Source organism: Yinghuangia soli, assembly GCF_021502675.1.
Taxonomy (GTDB): domain Bacteria; phylum Actinomycetota; class Actinomycetes; order Streptomycetales; family Streptomycetaceae; genus Yinghuangia; species Yinghuangia soli.
On record NZ_JAKFHA010000013.1, the window covers coordinates 64,366 to 79,081 of the forward strand.

Genomic DNA, 14,716 nt, shown 5'->3' on the forward strand with positions numbered 1-14,716 from the left:
GGGGGCGGGGGGGGGGGGGGGGGGGGGGGGCGGGGGGGGGGCGGCCCCCCCCCCCCCCCCCCCCCCCCCCCCGCCCCCGCCCCCGCCACCTTGGTTCGCGCCTTTGCCGTCCTCGGCTTCGCCGCTGGACGTACACCAAGGCCCGCGAAGCGCCTTCCCCGTCAGTACGCGTACCTCTACGAACACCCCCGTCCGCGCAGCGGACGCCCAGCCCTGAGGAGACCCCCATGACCGCCCCCGTCACCTGGCAGTCCGCCGCCATCCGCAGCCTCGGCCACGACATCACCGTCCCGGTCCGGATCTACCGGCCGAAGAACGCCGACGCGCACGCAGGTCGCTTGGTCTGGGCCCACGGCGGCAGTTGGCGGTCCGGATCGGTCGCCGACTGGCATCCGGCGCTCGCGGATCTGGCCCGCCGCACCCGGGCCACGGTCGTCGGCGTCGACTACCGGCTGGCCCCTTGCCACCCGCACCCCGCGGCCTTGCGCGACCTCCTCGCTGTCCTCGCCTGGGCCGACGAACAGGCGCCCGGCGAGCCCGTCGCGGTCGGCGGCGACAGTGCGGGCGGCACGCTCGCCGCCTCGGCTGCGCTCGTACGCCGCGACCAAGGCCGCCCGCTGGCCGCGCAGTTGCTCGCGTACCCGCCGCTCGACCCGGCCTGCCGGGCGGCCTCGTACCACCGCGATCCGCGGGCCTTTCCGTCGCGCGTGGTGCTGCGCGAGGCTTGGCGGGACTACCGCGGACCGGGCGCGGTCGAAGCCGTCCGGGCCGGCGAGTACAGCACTCCCACCGAAGCGCACGACCTCGCCGGTGCCGCGCCCGCTGCGCTCGTGGTCGGCGCCCTCGACCCGGTCGTCGACGACGTACGCGCCTACGCCCACGCCCTCAGTCGCGACGAAGTCCCCGTCCGATACGAGGAATTGCCCGGCATCGGCCACGGTGTGTTCCTCGCCTCCACGCACTTCCGCAGCCGCCTCGCCACCGCGTACCGCGACGTACTGGCCGTCCACACAACGCAAGGAGTCCCGCGATGAGCACCGACGACGACGCCTCCACCGCCCGCACGGACCACCACCGCGCGCTCGTACGCCACTTCGCCGACCTGCGCGACGGTACCCACGGGCACGACCCCGCCTCCCCGCAGCGCACCCGGGCCGGAAAGGAGCAGCTCTTCCGGACCGCCGTCGACTTGCTCGACCCCTACGCCCGCCAGGCGCTCGCCGAAATCGACGCCGAACTCCTCCTCGGTACGGGCGAGATCACCGCGACCGGTGTCCGTCCCGCCCCCGCGGGCGGTCTGGTCGCGCACTGGGAACTCGGGTGGCCCGAACAGCGCACCACCGCCCTCGACCCGATCCGGCTGACCGCTTTCTACGGCGCCGGCTTCCACCACCCGCACCTGCAGGGCGGCACGGTCGGCCAATGGCCGCTCAACATCTTCACCCCGCGGGACGCTGCCGCCGAACTCCCGGTCCTGCGTGCCATCGCCGCCGCCGACCTGCACAACCTCGTCTTCCGGCGCGACCACCGCATCATTCCTGCCACGACCCGAGGCGCCGCTCAAGGCACCGCCCAAGACGCCACGAGCGACGCCACCCGAGGAGCATCCTGATGAGCGGCACCACGACCCTCCGCCTCTCCGTCCTCGACCAGTCGCCGGTCGGCACCGGCCAGACCCCCGCGGACGCCCTCGCCGCGACCGCCGCTCTCGCCCAGGAGGCCGACGAACTCGGCTACCACCGCTTCTGGGTGGCCGAGCACCACGACACCGAGGGGTTCGCCGGCACCGCCCCCGAAGTACTCGTCGGCATGCTCCTCGAACGCACCCGGAACCTGCGCATCGGCAGCGGCGGCGTACTGCTGCCGCGCTATCCGGCACGCAAGGTGGCCGAGACCTTCCGCGTCCTGTCCGCACTGCACCCCGGCCGCGTCGACCTCGGCATCGGGCGCGCCGGCGGCCCGGCCCGCGATTTCCCGGACCGGGTACGCGAGCTGCTCCGCCACCTCGCCCCGCAACCCGGCGACCCGGCGTCGACCCCACCCCCAGCCTCACCCCCGGCCCCACCCGTGTGGCTGCTGGGCGCGGGTACGCAGTCCGCGCGCCTCGCCGCCGAACTCGGCACGAGCTTCGCCTTCGCCCACTTCTTCAGCCCGGACCATGGCCCCATCGCGTTCGCCAGGTTCGCCGAAGGGCCCACCGGCCGCGCATCGGAGCATCGCGCGCTGGCCGTACGCGTCATCGCCGCCGACACCACCCGCGACGCGGACGCCCTCGCCGACGCGTACCTGCTGTGGCGCTCCCGCAAGGACCTCGGCCACGACGAACCGCACCCCACCACCACCCACGCCGCGCGCCACCGCTGGACCACCGACGAGTCGGCCCGTGCCGCCGCCAATCGCGCGGCACTGATGCACGGCACCGCCGACGACGTGGGCCCCCGCCTGCTCGAACTCGCCCGCGTCCACGGCGTCGACGAGCTGATCGTCAACACCCTGACCCACGACCCGGAGGCCCGCGCGCACTCGTACCGCCTGCTCGCCAAGGCGCTGCTGTGAACGCCGGGCAGTAGAGTCCGGCAATCGCCATCGTCGACGGGGAAGCGGCCATGAAGCAGTCCGGCACGTTCCTTACCGGCCCCTATGCCGCCTGGCGCATCGACGCGGAGCAGGACGCGGACGGCAATGTGATCGCCGTGGTGGCCGGAGCGGGCGAGGACGGCCGTACGAGGTCCGCCGATTTCTGGTTCGCTTCCTTCGCCGACATGCACGAGGCGTTCGCCGAACAGCGCGCGCAGATCGCGTGGGACATCCAGAGCCTCCTGTGGCACCGGCCCGAGGGCCTGGATGCGCCCGCGGTCTCCTGGGACCCGCTGGTGGAGGACGACGCCCTCCTGGAGGCGCAGATCCTGTGCGTGCAGGCGGACTTGGTGGTCGGCACGGTCGGGATCCTGCTGGAATTCCGCACCGCGCTGCAGTACCGGACCGGCAATACCGCACTCATCGTCGTACGCAGGGCCGAGAGCCTGCAGTACGCGATGCCGGCTCCGTCGGAACGCCCCTACGCGCGCGTCGTGATGGGCTCCGGCATCCAAGGGCCGAAGCAAGCAGGCGAACCGTTCTCGCTGCACCTGTCCTGCTCTCCGGGACCGGACGTGCATGTCACCGGACGAAGCGTCGAGTTCTACCTCCTGGAAGTGCCCGGCCTCGGAGGCACGCCGCCTGATTACGCCGACGGGGCACGCTTCCGGGCAGGCCTGCCCGGATGGGGATCGTCGGCATCCGTCCTCGCGAAGTCCGAGATCGGGCCCGCGGCTGGCTGAGCGGCGTGCCGATCAGGTGCAGAGCCGATGACGTGTACGCCAGGAAAGGGAGACCCATGGGCGAGATCGACTTCTACGTGGCGGCTGTGTGCTCCCGGACCGTGCTCGGGGTGGGAGCCGGCGCGCAGCCTGCCGATGTGGCAGCCGTGCTCGGTGACTCCTACCTGGACGATCGCAGCCGCCGCCGACTACGCCGGGACTACGGCCTCGTGGAGTTCTTCTTCGAGTTCGAGCCGGCGACGGATTGGCGGTGCCGGGGATTCTCGGTGCAGGTCCATCGCCTCGACCACGGTGACGAGTCGATCGTCCCCGAGGCGGTACGGGAGGCCTACGGCGAACTGCACGACCGGGTCGGCGAGCAGCGCCTCGCGGACGCGCTCCGCGCCGCGGGTGCCGAGATCGTCCCGTACGAGGAGCGCAGCGACGGACCCGGATGGTCGCGGTTCCGGGTGGGCTCGGCCTCGGTCATCTCCGAGTCCGAACCGGGCAGCGGAGATCCGGCGTTGGTCTGGTCGATCCACGTCTCGGCGTGACGCCCGCGGCCGTCAGGTCCAGAGGTCGGTGATCGAGGTGCCCAGGTCCGCCAGCAGCGTGCGGAGCAGCGGCAGCGACAGCCCGATCACGTTGCCCGGGTCCCCGTCGATGCCGTCCACGAACGGTGCGGAACGGCCGTCCAGCGTGAACGCGCCTGCGACGTGCAGCGGTTCGCCGGACGCGACGTACGCCTCGATCTCCGCATCACTCGGCGTCCCGAACCGCACCACGGTCGACGCCGTCGCGGAAGCCTCGCGGCCGCTCGCGGTGTCGATCACGCAGTGGCCGGTCTGCAGCACGCCCGCGCGGCCGCGCATCGCGTGCCAGCGGGCGGTGGCCTCCTCGGGCGAGGCGGGCTTGCCGAGGGCCTGGCCGTCCAGCTCCAGGACCGAGTCGCAGCCGATGACCAACTCGCCATCGGTGCACAGCGCCGCGACCGTACGGGCCTTCGCCTCGGCGAGGACCAGGGCCAGTTCGCCGGGGGTGGCCGCGGTGAGCGCGTCCTCGTCGACACCGCTGACCCGGACCTTGGGATCCAGCCCGGCCTGCCGCAGCAGCCCCAGCCGGGCGGGGGACGCGGAGGCGAGGACCAGAAGACGGGCCGGGGTACGGGAGGCAGCGCGCTCGGACATGCGGACCAAAGTAGCCGAGCTCACCGCCCCCGCGAGACCGGCCCCGAACACCCGGCTCCTCCCGAAGCCGCCGCCGACCCGCCCGTCACCGCCTTACCCATCCCCGCCTACCTGCCTCCGCCTACCCGTCTTCCCCGTCGCCGTGCTACCCGACTTCCGCCCTATCCGCTGCCGTCCAAGTACTCCGCCCGCCACGCGGCCAGCCACGTCTCGTAGTCCTCGGGCCCGCCGAAAGTCAGATCCTCGACATGCGTCACCACCAGCGGCGCGGCGGGTTCGGGGCGGGTGACCGTGTACTGCCAGCGGATCCGGAACACGTCGCGGTTCGATGCGGTGATCTCCAGCTGCAGGACGGCCGTGAACGTGACCCCGAGGTCCTCCGCGTGCGGCACGACGTCCGGCGGCCCGGTAAGCCGCCACGCGAGGCTCCCGTCCGGCAGCCCTTGCAGCACCGGGAACGCATGCCCCATCAACTCCGCCGCATCCGCGTCCTCCGGATCGAACGGGGCCAGGAAGGCATCCAGATCCTCGGCGTCGAACTGGTCCTGCAGAAGCTCGGTGAACCGGGCCGGCAGATCGGCGACCTGCCGCGCATGCCGCCACCGGGCCAGGAGTACGCCCGCTTCTTCGTCGTCCATGGCATCGTCCCCGTGCTGCGCCTGTCGCCTGTCGCGGAGCTGTCCACGATTGCGGACCGAAGCTCAAACGCGCGGGACCTGCAGGGCGATTCGCAACCCGTTCACCCGATTGAATGACCAATCCGGCAACCGTGGCGTCGCCTCAGAGCGCCAAGAGCGCGATGACCAGGATCACCACGACCGGCAGCACCATCACGACGCGCCGCAGATGCTCGGCGGCGCGTCGAAGTTCCTCCGGGGGTTCCTCACGGATGCGACGCATGGTGTCCATGGTCCGCGTTGAGTCCGCTGTGCTCTTGAGTACCGATACTCAATTCACATGACCAGCCCGGTCACCCGAAGACTATGCGCCGGCCCCCGCCCACCCACCCGCAGGTAGGCGCGCAGGGGCCGAGGACCGGAGACTCAGTCCCCGTCGTCGCAGATCTCGCGAGCGTGGCCTTTTGAACCGTGGTGGGGCTCAGCGGGCCCAGCCGCTGGCCTGCCAGGCGCCCGGGCCCGGGTGGAGTGGGGTGCGGACCAGGCGGGCGGGGGTGTTCCACTGGGACGGGGGCGCGGGGGACTCCGGGGGGCCGCCGGCGGCGGCCCTGGCGGCGACCACGGCGACGATCGCGGCGAGTTCCTCGGGGGTCGGCTCGCCCCTGACTATCTTGATCATGACTGCTCCTGCTCGCTGATGGCGGCGGGTGCCGTGTACCCGCTGGGGATACGCGGCACCCGCACCGCGCCGGATTACAGCGGGATGTTGCCGTGCTTCTTCGGCGGCAGCGTCTCGCGCTTGCCGCGCAGCGCGCGGAGCGCCTTCACGACGTGGGCGCGGGTGGTCGACGGCATGATGACCGCGTCCACGTAGCCGCGCTCGGCCGCGATGTACGGGTTGCAGAGCGTGTCCTCGTACTCCTGGATCAGCTCGGCGCGCCGCACGTCCGGGTTCTCGGACGCGGCCAGCTCCTTGCGGTACACGATGTTCGCCGCGCCCTGCGCGCCCATGACCGCGATCTGCGCGGTCGGCCACGCCAGGTTCACGTCGGCGCCCAGGTGCTTGGAGCCCATGACGTCGTACGCACCGCCGTAGGCCTTGCGCGTGATGATGGTGACCAGCGGCACGGTCGCCTCGGCGTACGCGTAGATCAGCTTCGCGCCGCGCCGGATGATGCCGTTCCACTCCTGGTCGGTGCCGGGCAGGAAGCCGGGCACGTCGACCAGGGTCAGCACCGGGATGTTGAACGCGTCGCAGGTCCGCACGAAGCGCGCGGCCTTCTCGGACGCGTCGATGTCGAGGGTGCCGGCGAACTGCATCGGCTGGTTCGCCACGATGCCGACGCTGTGCCCCTCGACGCGGCCGAAGCCGACGATGATGTTCGGCGCGAAGAGCGGCTGGACCTCCTGGAACTCCGCGTCGTCGACGACATGCTCGATGACCTTGTGCATGTCGTACGGCTGGTTCGCGGAGTCCGGGATCAGCGTGTCGAGCTCGAGGTCGTACTCGCTGGTCTCCAGGTCGGCGACCTCGGGGAACGCCGGAGCCTCTTCGAGGTTGTTGCTCGGCAGGTACGAGAGCAGGCCCTTGACGTACTCCAGGGCGTCCTTCTCGTCGCCGCCCATGTAGTGGGCGTTGCCGGACTTGGTGTTGTGCGTGCGCGCGCCGCCCAGGTCCTCCATCGAGACGTCCTCGCCGGTGACCGTCTTGATGACGTCCGGGCCGGTGATGAACATCTGCGAGGTCTGGTCGACCATCACGATGAAGTCGGTCAGCGCGGGGGAGTAGACGTGGCCGCCGGCCGCCGCGCCCATGATGAGCGAGATCTGCGGGATCACGCCGGACGCGATGACGTTGCGGCGGAAGATCTCGCCGTACAGGCCGAGCGAGACGACGCCCTCCTGGATGCGCGCGCCGCCGCCCTCGTTGATGCCGATGATCGGGCAGCCGGTCTTGATCGCCAGGTCGAGGACCTTGACGATCTTCTCGCCGTACACCTCGCCGAGCGAGCCGCCGAAGATCGTGACGTCCTGCGAGAACACGCACACCTGGCGGCCGTCGACGGTGCCGTAGCCGGTCACCACGCCGTCGCCGTAGGGGCGGTTCTTCTCCAGGCCGAAGTTGGTCGACCGGTGCCGGGCGAACTCGTCGAGCTCGACGAACGAGCCCTCGTCGAGGAGGTACTCGATGCGCTCGCGCGCGGTCATCTTGCCCTTGGCGTGCTGCTTCTCGACCGCACGGGCCGAGCCCGCGTGCACGGCCTCATCGATGCGGCGACGCAGGTCGGCAAGCTTGCCGGCCGTGGTGTGGATGTCGGGATCGCCCTGTACCGGGTCCATTGCGCGGGCTCCTGTCAAGTCGAACTGCGGCGATCCGTAGCGTAGCCGCGCCCGGAAACACGTTCTCACCGCCCCGGCTCAACGGCATCTCCGCCCCCTTCCGCGCCCTAATGTGGGCGGCATGAACGAGGGCAACACACAAGGCGGCCCGGCCGGCTCGCCGTGGACCGATCTGGACCGACCGCCGCTGCGCGAAGCCGAGTTGCGCCGCGCCTTCGAGGGCGGCGGAGGGCTGTGGCGCGAGGTGCAGGTGGTCGCCGAGACCGGCTCCTCCAACGCCGACCTCGCGGCCCGCGCCGCCGAGGACGAGGGCCTGGTGCTGGTCGCCGAATACCAGAACGCCGGACGCGGGCGCCTGGACCGCCAGTGGACCGCCCCGCCGCGCTCCGGCATCTTCGTGTCCGTGCTGCTCCGTCCGGACGACGTGCCGGTGCAGCACTGGGGCTGGCTGCCGCTGCTGGTGGGCGTCGCCGCGGCGCAGGCCACCAGCCGGGTAGGCGGCGTCGACGTACGCCTCAAGTGGCCCAACGACCTGCTGATCGGCGAGCGGAAACTGGCCGGCATCCTCGCCGAGCGCGCCGGCTCGTCGGTCGTGGTCGGCATGGGCCTGAACGTGTCGCTCCGCGAGGAGGAGCTGCCTGTGCCCGGCGCGGTCTCGCTGAGCCTGGCCGGCTCCATCACCACCGACCGCGACCCGCTGCTGCGGGCGGTTCTGCGCGACCTGGAGACCTGGTACGGGCGCTGGCGCGCGGCCGGCGGCGACGCCCGGGCGAGCGGCCTGCACGCCGCGTACACGCAGGCCTGCGCGACCATCGGCCGCCGCGTCCGCGTCGACCTGCCCGCCGGCCAGGCCCTGGTCGGCACCGCGACGGGCATCGACAACGACGGCCGCCTGATCGTGGCCACCCCGGAGGGTCCGCAGGCGGTCGGCGCGGGCGACGTCGTCCACGTACGCCCCGCCGACGAGGCACCGTACGTCTGACCGGGCATTGGGTGCGGCGGCCGGCCGTCCGGCCTGCGGCCGCACCCGCTCGGCGCCCTGCATACCCACCCGTACGTGGTGGGCGTGTCACCGTGCCGCGCCGACGCGACCGGCGGACAATTTCCGGCAGGGGACGGCGCAGGTACGCGCAGGTACGTGCAGGTACGGAGGTGGGGGCCTTGGCGGTCGGGAAACCCGCGGAGCGGCCCGGCGGGCCGCTGCCCGAAGCCGGCGTCCCGCTCGTCTTCCGCGAGCACTGGCGCGTGCTCGTCCGGCCCGTCGCCGTCCTCTTCCTGGTCGTCGGCGCGGCCGCGTTCCTCGCCTCGATAGCCCCGGACCGGGACGGCCGCATGTGGGCCCGGCTGGCGGTCCTCGTGCTCGCCCTGGCCGCGGTCGCCCGCTGGACCGTGGTGCCCTGGCTGCGCTGGCTCACCGACAAGCACGTCGTCGAGGACGGCCGCCTGGTGGTCCGCAGCGGCCTGGTCACCCAGGAAGGCCGGGCCATAGCGCTCGCCCGCGTCCAGGACGTCACGTTCACCCAGGACTCCCTCCTGGAGCGCGTCCTCGGGATAGGGACCCTCGTGGTGACCCCCGACGACGGCCGCGAGCCGATGGAACTGGTCGGCGTCGGGCACGTCGAGCAGGCCCAGGCGCAGCTGCTGCGCTTGGTGGACCTCGCCCGCGACGCCGCTTACTACGCGGGCCGGGACGGCACCGGCTGACCGGTGTGATGCCCGCCACGTAAGGTGGGCATGACGAGACACCCTGACCCCACGGTGGAGCGCATGCCCGAAGAGAGTGCCGGCGAAGGGCACCCGATCGACGGCCGGACGACCCCGGCCGGCGGCCGCGAGACCCCCCGCCGCAAGGACGCCGAGGCGTCCAATGACAGCCGGGACGGCAAGGACCACATAGTCCTGCCGGACCTCGACGATGCCGAGGCCGTGCAGCACTCGATCTCCGACATGGAGGAGATCGTGCTCGGCGCCCCGCGCCGCTATACCTCCGGTCAGGTCGCGCACATGGTCGGCGTCCCGCTGGAGGAGGCCCGCCGGCTGTGGCGGGCCCTGGGCTTCCCGGACTTCGGTCCGGCCCGCGCCTTCACCGACGCCGACGTCGAGGCCCTCAAACACCTGCTGGAGCTGGTCCGCACGGGGCTGCTCCCGGAGCCGGTGGCCGCGCAGTTCGTGCGCTCGGTTGGCCAGACGATGGCCCGGTTCGCCGAGTGGCAGACGGAGGCCTGGGTCGAGTACATCGGCGGCGAGCTGACCGGGGCGCGCTCCGAGCAGGTCGTCGGCGGTGCCGGGGACGTCATGCCGGAGCTCGAGCCGCTGGTCCTGTACGCGTGGCGCCGCCACCTCGCCGCCGCGACCACCCGCGTGATGGAGTCGCTCACCGACCACAACACCGTCGGGCAGCGGCTCGCCGTCGGGTTCGCCGACCTGGTCGGCTTCACGCGCCTGTCGCGCAACCTCTCCGAGGCCGAACTGGGCCGCCTGGTCCAGACGTTCGAGGACGCAGCTTCGGATGTCATCACCGCGCTGGGCGGCCGTCTCGTCAAGACGCTCGGCGACGAGGTGCTGTTCGTCGCGTTCAAGCCGGAGTCCGCGGTGGAGCTCGGGCTGCGGCTCGTCGAGGCGATGGCCGACGAGCCGATACTGCCCGAACTGCGGGTCGGCATCGCGTACGGCCAGGTCCTGTCCCGGATGGGCGACGTCTTCGGCACCACGGTCAACCTGGCCAGCCGGCTGACCGCGCTGGCGCCCAAGAACACCGTGGTCGTGGACCGCGAACTCGCCGCGGCGCTGGGCGAGGGGCCCGGGTACGACCTGCAGCCCATGTGGCGGCGCCCGGTGCGCGGCCTCGGCCTGGTCGAGCCGTGGACCGTGCAGCGCCTGGGCGTCCGCGACAAGCAGCCCGACGGGCCTGCGCCGGTCTCGGAGGTCGAGATGGTCGTCGACGTGGATGTGGACGTCGACGTCATCGACGAGGTGAACGACGTGAACGGTGTGGACGCGGGCGTGGACGGCACCCCGATACCGGACCAGGCGGGCCCGATCGCCTGACGGCGGGTCAGGGCCAAGTGCCCGGGCCCGCCACGTAGCCGGGCTTGTCCGCCTTCCGTTTGCGGATGTCCGCCAGGAAGGCTGCCGCGTCCGGGACGTCCATCAACTTGGCGAAGGCCCAGGCCAGTTCGGCTTCCGATGTGCCGGCCGGCCAGCATGCGAGGAACGCCGGCCATATACCCACGTTGCGCGACATGAGGCGGAACAGGCTCACCGTCGTGTCCAGGGACAGGGTGAGCAGCGCCCGTACGGCCGGAGCTCCGTACGTGTGCACGGCCTGTTCGAAGATCGGGTGCCCGACGAGGTCCCACTTGACGAAGCGGTCCTTGAACGCGCGGATATTGCCTTCGATCGCCGCGGTCAGCCGGGGCATGTCGGCGACCGTCGCGACCGCGGACGACCGCGCCGCGGCGAGCGGCGCCGCCATCGCCTGGTGCTGCTCCTCCAGGCCCGCGCCCATCGAGGCGCGCAGTGCCCGGTCGGACTCGTCCGCGGCCCGGTGCCCGCCGTTCATCGTGCGACGCGCCGCGTCCCGGGCCGCGAAGTCCGCGGCCAGCAGCGGGAGCAGGGTGTTCCGCAGGGACAGCGAACTGCGCACCTCCGCCTCGATCTCGTCGATGCGGGCGAGCGGCGCGGACAAGGCGGGCGTGATGTGGCCGAGTTCGGCGAGCCGGGCGGTCCGCAGGTCGTCGAGGACCGACGACCGTACGGCACGCTCGACGGCCGCGGCGTCGATCTCCAAGGCGAGTGCGGTCAGTTCGCGGCCGATCGCGGTGGACCCGACGGTGTCCGCGAGCATGCGGAGGATCTCCGGGGTGCGCCGGGACAGTTCCCGTTCGGTGGGCCGCGGGGTCGCGTCGCGCAACCGGGCGTACGTCTGGTCCGCCAGGGCGTGCAGGGCTGCCCGTCCCGCCTCGCGGAACCGGTGGGTGTGCTCGCGGGCGTACGCGCGCACCTGCTCCCGCCACCAGACGCGGCGGTCGTCGGTGGCGATGTTCCCGAACGCCTGCAGCAGCACCTGCGGGCCGTCCCACCTGGCGGGCAGCGCCCGTTCGGTGTCCTCGACCCAGCGGCGGGTCGCCTCCTCGGCAGCCCTGCGCAGGTACGACTCGTCGACCGGAGGGGGGACGGGACGCGGCGTCGGCGTCGGCACAGGATCCGGGCCGGGAGCAGGCCCCGGGCCGGTCGGCGGGCACGGTTCAGACCCCGGGTCCGCGTCCGGGGCCGGCTCCGGCTCGGGTTCGGGCTCCGGGCATGGATCCGACGTCGTTTCCGGCATGCTTCCTCCCCAGGGTCGCGTGACCGCACCGACGCACCCGCTCCCCTGGCTGCGTTCGGCCCTGTCCGGAGTCTCGCAGCTAGTGGCTCAGTCTGCGGCGCAGTTCGCGCAGGGCGGGGCGGAACATGTCGCGTTCCAGGCGGCGTACTTGGTCGCGCGCTGCGTCCGCGCCGTCTTCGGCGTAGTCGTAGCGCACCGACCACACCACCCGGGCCATGGTGCCGCCGATGATCGACTCGACGCGCACGGTGGCCAGGCACGGCCCGGTCAGCTGCAGCCCGCACGGCTGCCGCTCCAGATCGAGCACTTCGTAGGTGTAGCGGCAGCCGGTGTCGTCGTGCTCGACGAGCCGCTCGCGCAGCAGGGCGCCGCCGGGGGCCACGACCCGGCGGATGCCGGCCTGGGCCGGGTCCGGCGGGCTCCCGGTCCCGTCGGCGGCCAAGGCCATCGGGTACCACGCGGACGGGTCGCGGAAGTCGCGGAGCACCGCCCAAACGTGCGGTGCGGGCCGGTCGATCACGGTGGTGACGGAGAGCGTGGGCACAGTTCCTCCCGGCCCGCGCTGTCCGGTGCCGGGTGCGCCGGTCCGGCCGGGCCGCCGCGGACCGTGCACGCGTGACCGTACTCCGTCCGCCCGGCGCCCGGGAGAGGCCGAGCCCGACCCGGGCCGCACTCGACCGGCCACTGGCCCGACCGCTGCCCTGACCGGGCCTGCCCCAAGCGTTCCCAGGCCCCGTCTCCGCCCCCACCCCCGGGCGGCGCATTCCGGCGTTTCGGGATCTCCCCGCGATGTCGGGGCGGTCTGCGACGGTACGGGCACACGGCGTTGCCAAGTCGGGACGGAGGAGTAAGGTGCGAAGGGCGTGGACGGAGGGTCCCGTGGGGTCCGGGCCGAGTGCCGCGCCCGCGGGGAGCTCCCAGGGGGATGACCAACAGCTAGCGACGCATCTGTGACGCTTCGTCGACCGGATGCGACCTTTTTCTGCTGCGAATACCGCAAATAGCGACATACTCTGAGTGGTGTCGGGCGTGGCCGAACGACGGCCGACACGTGACCGGGAAGCCCGTGCTGCGGCGGTCCGCCGGCCGTTTTCCAGGCATCCCGGCGCTCGCGTCGGCACCCGTACGGAGGGCGAGGTGAGGAAAGTCGTAGCGCGCGCTGACCGCCAAGGCCACGGCCGCGACCGGCCCGACTCCGGTGACCCGGGTGCCGCGACCGGTGTCTCCGTACCCCCTGCGCCCGTGCCGCTCCCGCCGCCGGCCGCTCCGGCGGCGTCCGACGCCGCCCGGCGGCTGCATGCCGTGATGGAGCTGGCCCGGGCGCTGGCGACCGCGCACACCCTTATGGACGTGGTGCGCACCTCGGCCCGGCAGGCCCGGCTCGCGATGGATGCCGCGCTCGCCTCGATCTCGGTGTGGGAGCGCGACTCGGGGCACCTGCGGGTGCTGGTGAACGACGGCGACCTGGCCGAAGGGGAGGAGGCGCTGCCGAACGCCGAGACGTACGCGGTCACCGACTTCCCGGAGATCATCGATCACACCGCTTGGCCGAACGCGTGGTCGAATTCGGTCGACGAGCACGACTCCGAGCACGAGCGCGTCGTCGCGCTGCGGCGCCGCGGGCGGCACGGCTGCATGGTCGCGCCGATCATGGTCGAGGGCCGGGTGTGGGGTGAGCTGTATCTCGCCCGGCATGCCGACCAGCCGCGGTTCGATGCGGTGGACGCGGAGTTCGCCGCGGTGCTGGCCGCGCAGATCTCGGCCGGGCTGGCCCAGGCCGAGCACTACCAGCGCATCGAGAAGCTGGCGTTCACCGACCCGCTGACCGGGCTGGCCAACCGGCGTGCGATCGATGCGCGGCTGGATGCGGCGATGAACCGGCACTACCGCGAGGGCACCGTCGTCAGCCTCATCGTGTGCGACGTCAACGGCCTCAAGCGGCTCAACGACGAACGCGGCCACGACGTCGGGGACCGGCTCCTGGAGCGCTTCGCGGACCAGTTGTCGGCGTGCAGCGCGATGCTGCCCGGTTCGATGGCGGCCCGTCTGGGCGGCGACGAATTCTGCGTGCTGGCCGAGGGATTCAGCCCGGACGAGGTCGTCGCGGTGGCCGAGGACCTGTGCCGCCGGGCCTTGCGCATGCACGACGGCGAGGGCGTGGCGTGCGGCGTCGCCTCGACCGGCGACCCGGTCGGGCCGGTGACCAGCGCGGACCGGCTGTTCCGGCTGGCCGACGCCGCGCAGTACCGGGCCAAGGGCAGCCGGGCCATCCACCCGGTGGTCGCGGGCCGCGGGCAGCCGCCGGACCTGACCGTCTCGCTGGCCGGGGACGACGCCCCGGTCGCGGCCGAGCCGGCCGCGGGGCTGCCGCCGCGCGACCGCCGCCGGTTCCGCGGCGCGCTGCACAACGCCGACCCCGGCCGGCTGCTGGCCGCGGTCCTCGGCGCGCTCGACGAACGCGAGCCGGGCCGGGTGCACCGCGCGGACACCCTGGGCCGCCTGGAGATCGTCGCCGACACCTTCGCCCGCATGCTCGACGGGGTCTCGTGGTGGATCTCGTACGTCCCGCCGCAGGGCCGCGCGCTGCGCTCGGTGCGCTACTCGATCCACCGCATGACGGGGACGCCGAGCGCCGCCCGGGCCCGCTACGAGGCGCTGACCACCGAGTACGACCTGGCCGCCTACCCGGCGTCCGCCGAGGCGGTCCAGGGCGGCGGCTTCGTCCAGCAGGTGGGCGACGTGGGCAACGACCCGGCGGAAGAGGACCTGCTGCTGATCGGCGGCTACAAGGCGATGGTCGTCGCGGGCGGCACCAACGCCGCCGGCGGCTGGCTGGTCGAGGTGTTCACGGACGACCTGAGCCTGCCCGTGCAGGGGCTCGGCCCGGTCCTCCGCGCCCTCGTCGCGGTCGCCCTGACCGGCGGCGCCTCGCTCCCGGAGTGACCC

The 14,716-nt window shown here is 72.8% G+C and carries 16 protein-coding genes; 9 read left to right on the forward strand and 7 right to left on the reverse strand.

Annotated elements, in window-relative coordinates:
* Positions 1 to 227 precede the first annotated feature (227 nt).
* From LZ495_RS21745 to LZ495_RS21765, 5 genes are read left to right on the forward strand one after another with little or no spacing between them, the layout of a single operon-like run.
* Positions 228 to 1,034, forward strand: a complete 807-nt coding sequence (locus tag LZ495_RS21745; RefSeq protein WP_235054429.1) for an alpha/beta hydrolase — start codon at positions 228 to 230, stop codon at positions 1,032 to 1,034.
* Entirely contained in the window at positions 1,031 to 1,612 is a 582-nt protein-coding gene (locus LZ495_RS21750) for a hypothetical protein (protein WP_235054430.1), read from the forward strand. Before LZ495_RS21745 ends, LZ495_RS21750 begins: the two co-directional genes overlap by 4 nt.
* Positions 1,612 to 2,556, forward strand: a complete 945-nt coding sequence (locus LZ495_RS21755; protein ID WP_235054431.1) for an MsnO8 family LLM class oxidoreductase — start codon at positions 1,612 to 1,614, stop codon at positions 2,554 to 2,556. The genes LZ495_RS21750 and LZ495_RS21755 overlap by 1 nt, the downstream gene beginning before the upstream one ends.
* Positions 2,557 to 2,606: 50 nt before the next feature.
* Positions 2,607 to 3,320, forward strand: coding sequence for a hypothetical protein (locus LZ495_RS21760; protein WP_235054432.1), 714 nt, complete (start codon positions 2,607 to 2,609; stop codon positions 3,318 to 3,320).
* 56 nt (positions 3,321 to 3,376) lie between these two features.
* Positions 3,377 to 3,853, forward strand: coding sequence for a hypothetical protein (locus LZ495_RS21765; protein ID WP_235054434.1), 477 nt, complete (start codon positions 3,377 to 3,379; stop codon positions 3,851 to 3,853).
* 12 nt (positions 3,854 to 3,865) lie between these two features.
* Here LZ495_RS21765 and LZ495_RS21770 read toward each other — a convergent pair whose 3' ends face one another.
* The 5 genes from LZ495_RS21770 to LZ495_RS21785 form a co-directional block, all read right to left on the reverse strand.
* The gene (locus LZ495_RS21770; protein ID WP_235054436.1) at positions 3,866 to 4,486 is read right to left on the reverse strand and encodes a nucleoside triphosphate pyrophosphatase; all 621 of its coding nucleotides are present in this window, start codon (positions 4,484 to 4,486) and stop codon (positions 3,866 to 3,868) included.
* Positions 4,487 to 4,647: 161 nt separating this feature from the next.
* Positions 4,648 to 5,124, reverse strand: a complete 477-nt coding sequence (locus tag LZ495_RS21775; protein WP_235054437.1) for a hypothetical protein — start codon at positions 5,122 to 5,124, stop codon at positions 4,648 to 4,650.
* A 142-nt stretch (positions 5,125 to 5,266) separates the two neighbouring features.
* Positions 5,267 to 5,386 carry a morphogenic membrane protein MmpB gene (gene mmpB / locus LZ495_RS45330; RefSeq protein WP_372498618.1) on the reverse strand — a complete coding sequence of 40 codons (120 nt, stop codon included), beginning with the start codon at positions 5,384 to 5,386 and terminating at the stop codon, positions 5,267 to 5,269.
* A 198-nt stretch (positions 5,387 to 5,584) separates the two neighbouring features.
* The gene (locus tag LZ495_RS21780) at positions 5,585 to 5,782 is read right to left on the reverse strand and encodes an acyl-CoA carboxylase subunit epsilon (protein WP_235054439.1); all 198 of its coding nucleotides are present in this window, start codon (positions 5,780 to 5,782) and stop codon (positions 5,585 to 5,587) included.
* 74 nt (positions 5,783 to 5,856) lie between these two features.
* Positions 5,857 to 7,443, reverse strand: a complete 1,587-nt coding sequence (locus LZ495_RS21785) for an acyl-CoA carboxylase subunit beta (protein WP_235054441.1) — start codon at positions 7,441 to 7,443, stop codon at positions 5,857 to 5,859.
* A gap of 121 nt (positions 7,444 to 7,564) precedes the next feature.
* Here LZ495_RS21785 and LZ495_RS21790 point away from each other — a divergent pair, with 121 nt between their 5' ends.
* From LZ495_RS21790 to LZ495_RS21800, 3 genes are all read left to right on the forward strand, one after another.
* Complete coding sequence (locus tag LZ495_RS21790) at positions 7,565 to 8,425, forward strand: biotin--[acetyl-CoA-carboxylase] ligase (protein ID WP_235054442.1); 861 nt, start codon at positions 7,565 to 7,567, stop codon at positions 8,423 to 8,425.
* Positions 8,426 to 8,604: 179 nt separating this feature from the next.
* Positions 8,605 to 9,147, forward strand: coding sequence for a PH domain-containing protein (locus tag LZ495_RS21795; protein WP_235054444.1), 543 nt, complete (start codon positions 8,605 to 8,607; stop codon positions 9,145 to 9,147).
* 30 nt (positions 9,148 to 9,177) lie between these two features.
* Positions 9,178 to 10,491 (forward strand): adenylate/guanylate cyclase domain-containing protein, encoded by a 1,314-nt coding sequence (locus tag LZ495_RS21800; protein ID WP_235054446.1) that lies wholly within the window; start codon positions 9,178 to 9,180, stop codon positions 10,489 to 10,491.
* Between the two features lie 7 nt (positions 10,492 to 10,498).
* On the opposite strand, the gene LZ495_RS21805 is transcribed toward LZ495_RS21800, so the two are convergent.
* Both LZ495_RS21805 and LZ495_RS44945 read right to left on the reverse strand, forming a co-directional pair.
* Positions 10,499 to 11,644: a hypothetical protein gene (locus LZ495_RS21805; RefSeq protein ID WP_235054447.1), complete on the reverse strand. Its 1,146-nt coding sequence runs from the start codon at positions 11,642 to 11,644 to the stop codon at positions 10,499 to 10,501.
* Positions 11,645 to 11,849: 205 nt separating this feature from the next.
* Positions 11,850 to 12,314 (reverse strand): SRPBCC family protein, encoded by a 465-nt coding sequence (locus tag LZ495_RS44945; protein ID WP_235054448.1) that lies wholly within the window; start codon positions 12,312 to 12,314, stop codon positions 11,850 to 11,852.
* A 698-nt stretch (positions 12,315 to 13,012) separates the two neighbouring features.
* Between LZ495_RS44945 and LZ495_RS44950 the strand changes: the two genes are divergently transcribed.
* Positions 13,013 to 14,713 (forward strand): sensor domain-containing diguanylate cyclase, encoded by a 1,701-nt coding sequence (locus tag LZ495_RS44950; protein ID WP_308268514.1) that lies wholly within the window; start codon positions 13,013 to 13,015, stop codon positions 14,711 to 14,713.
* Positions 14,714 to 14,716 lie beyond the last annotated feature (3 nt).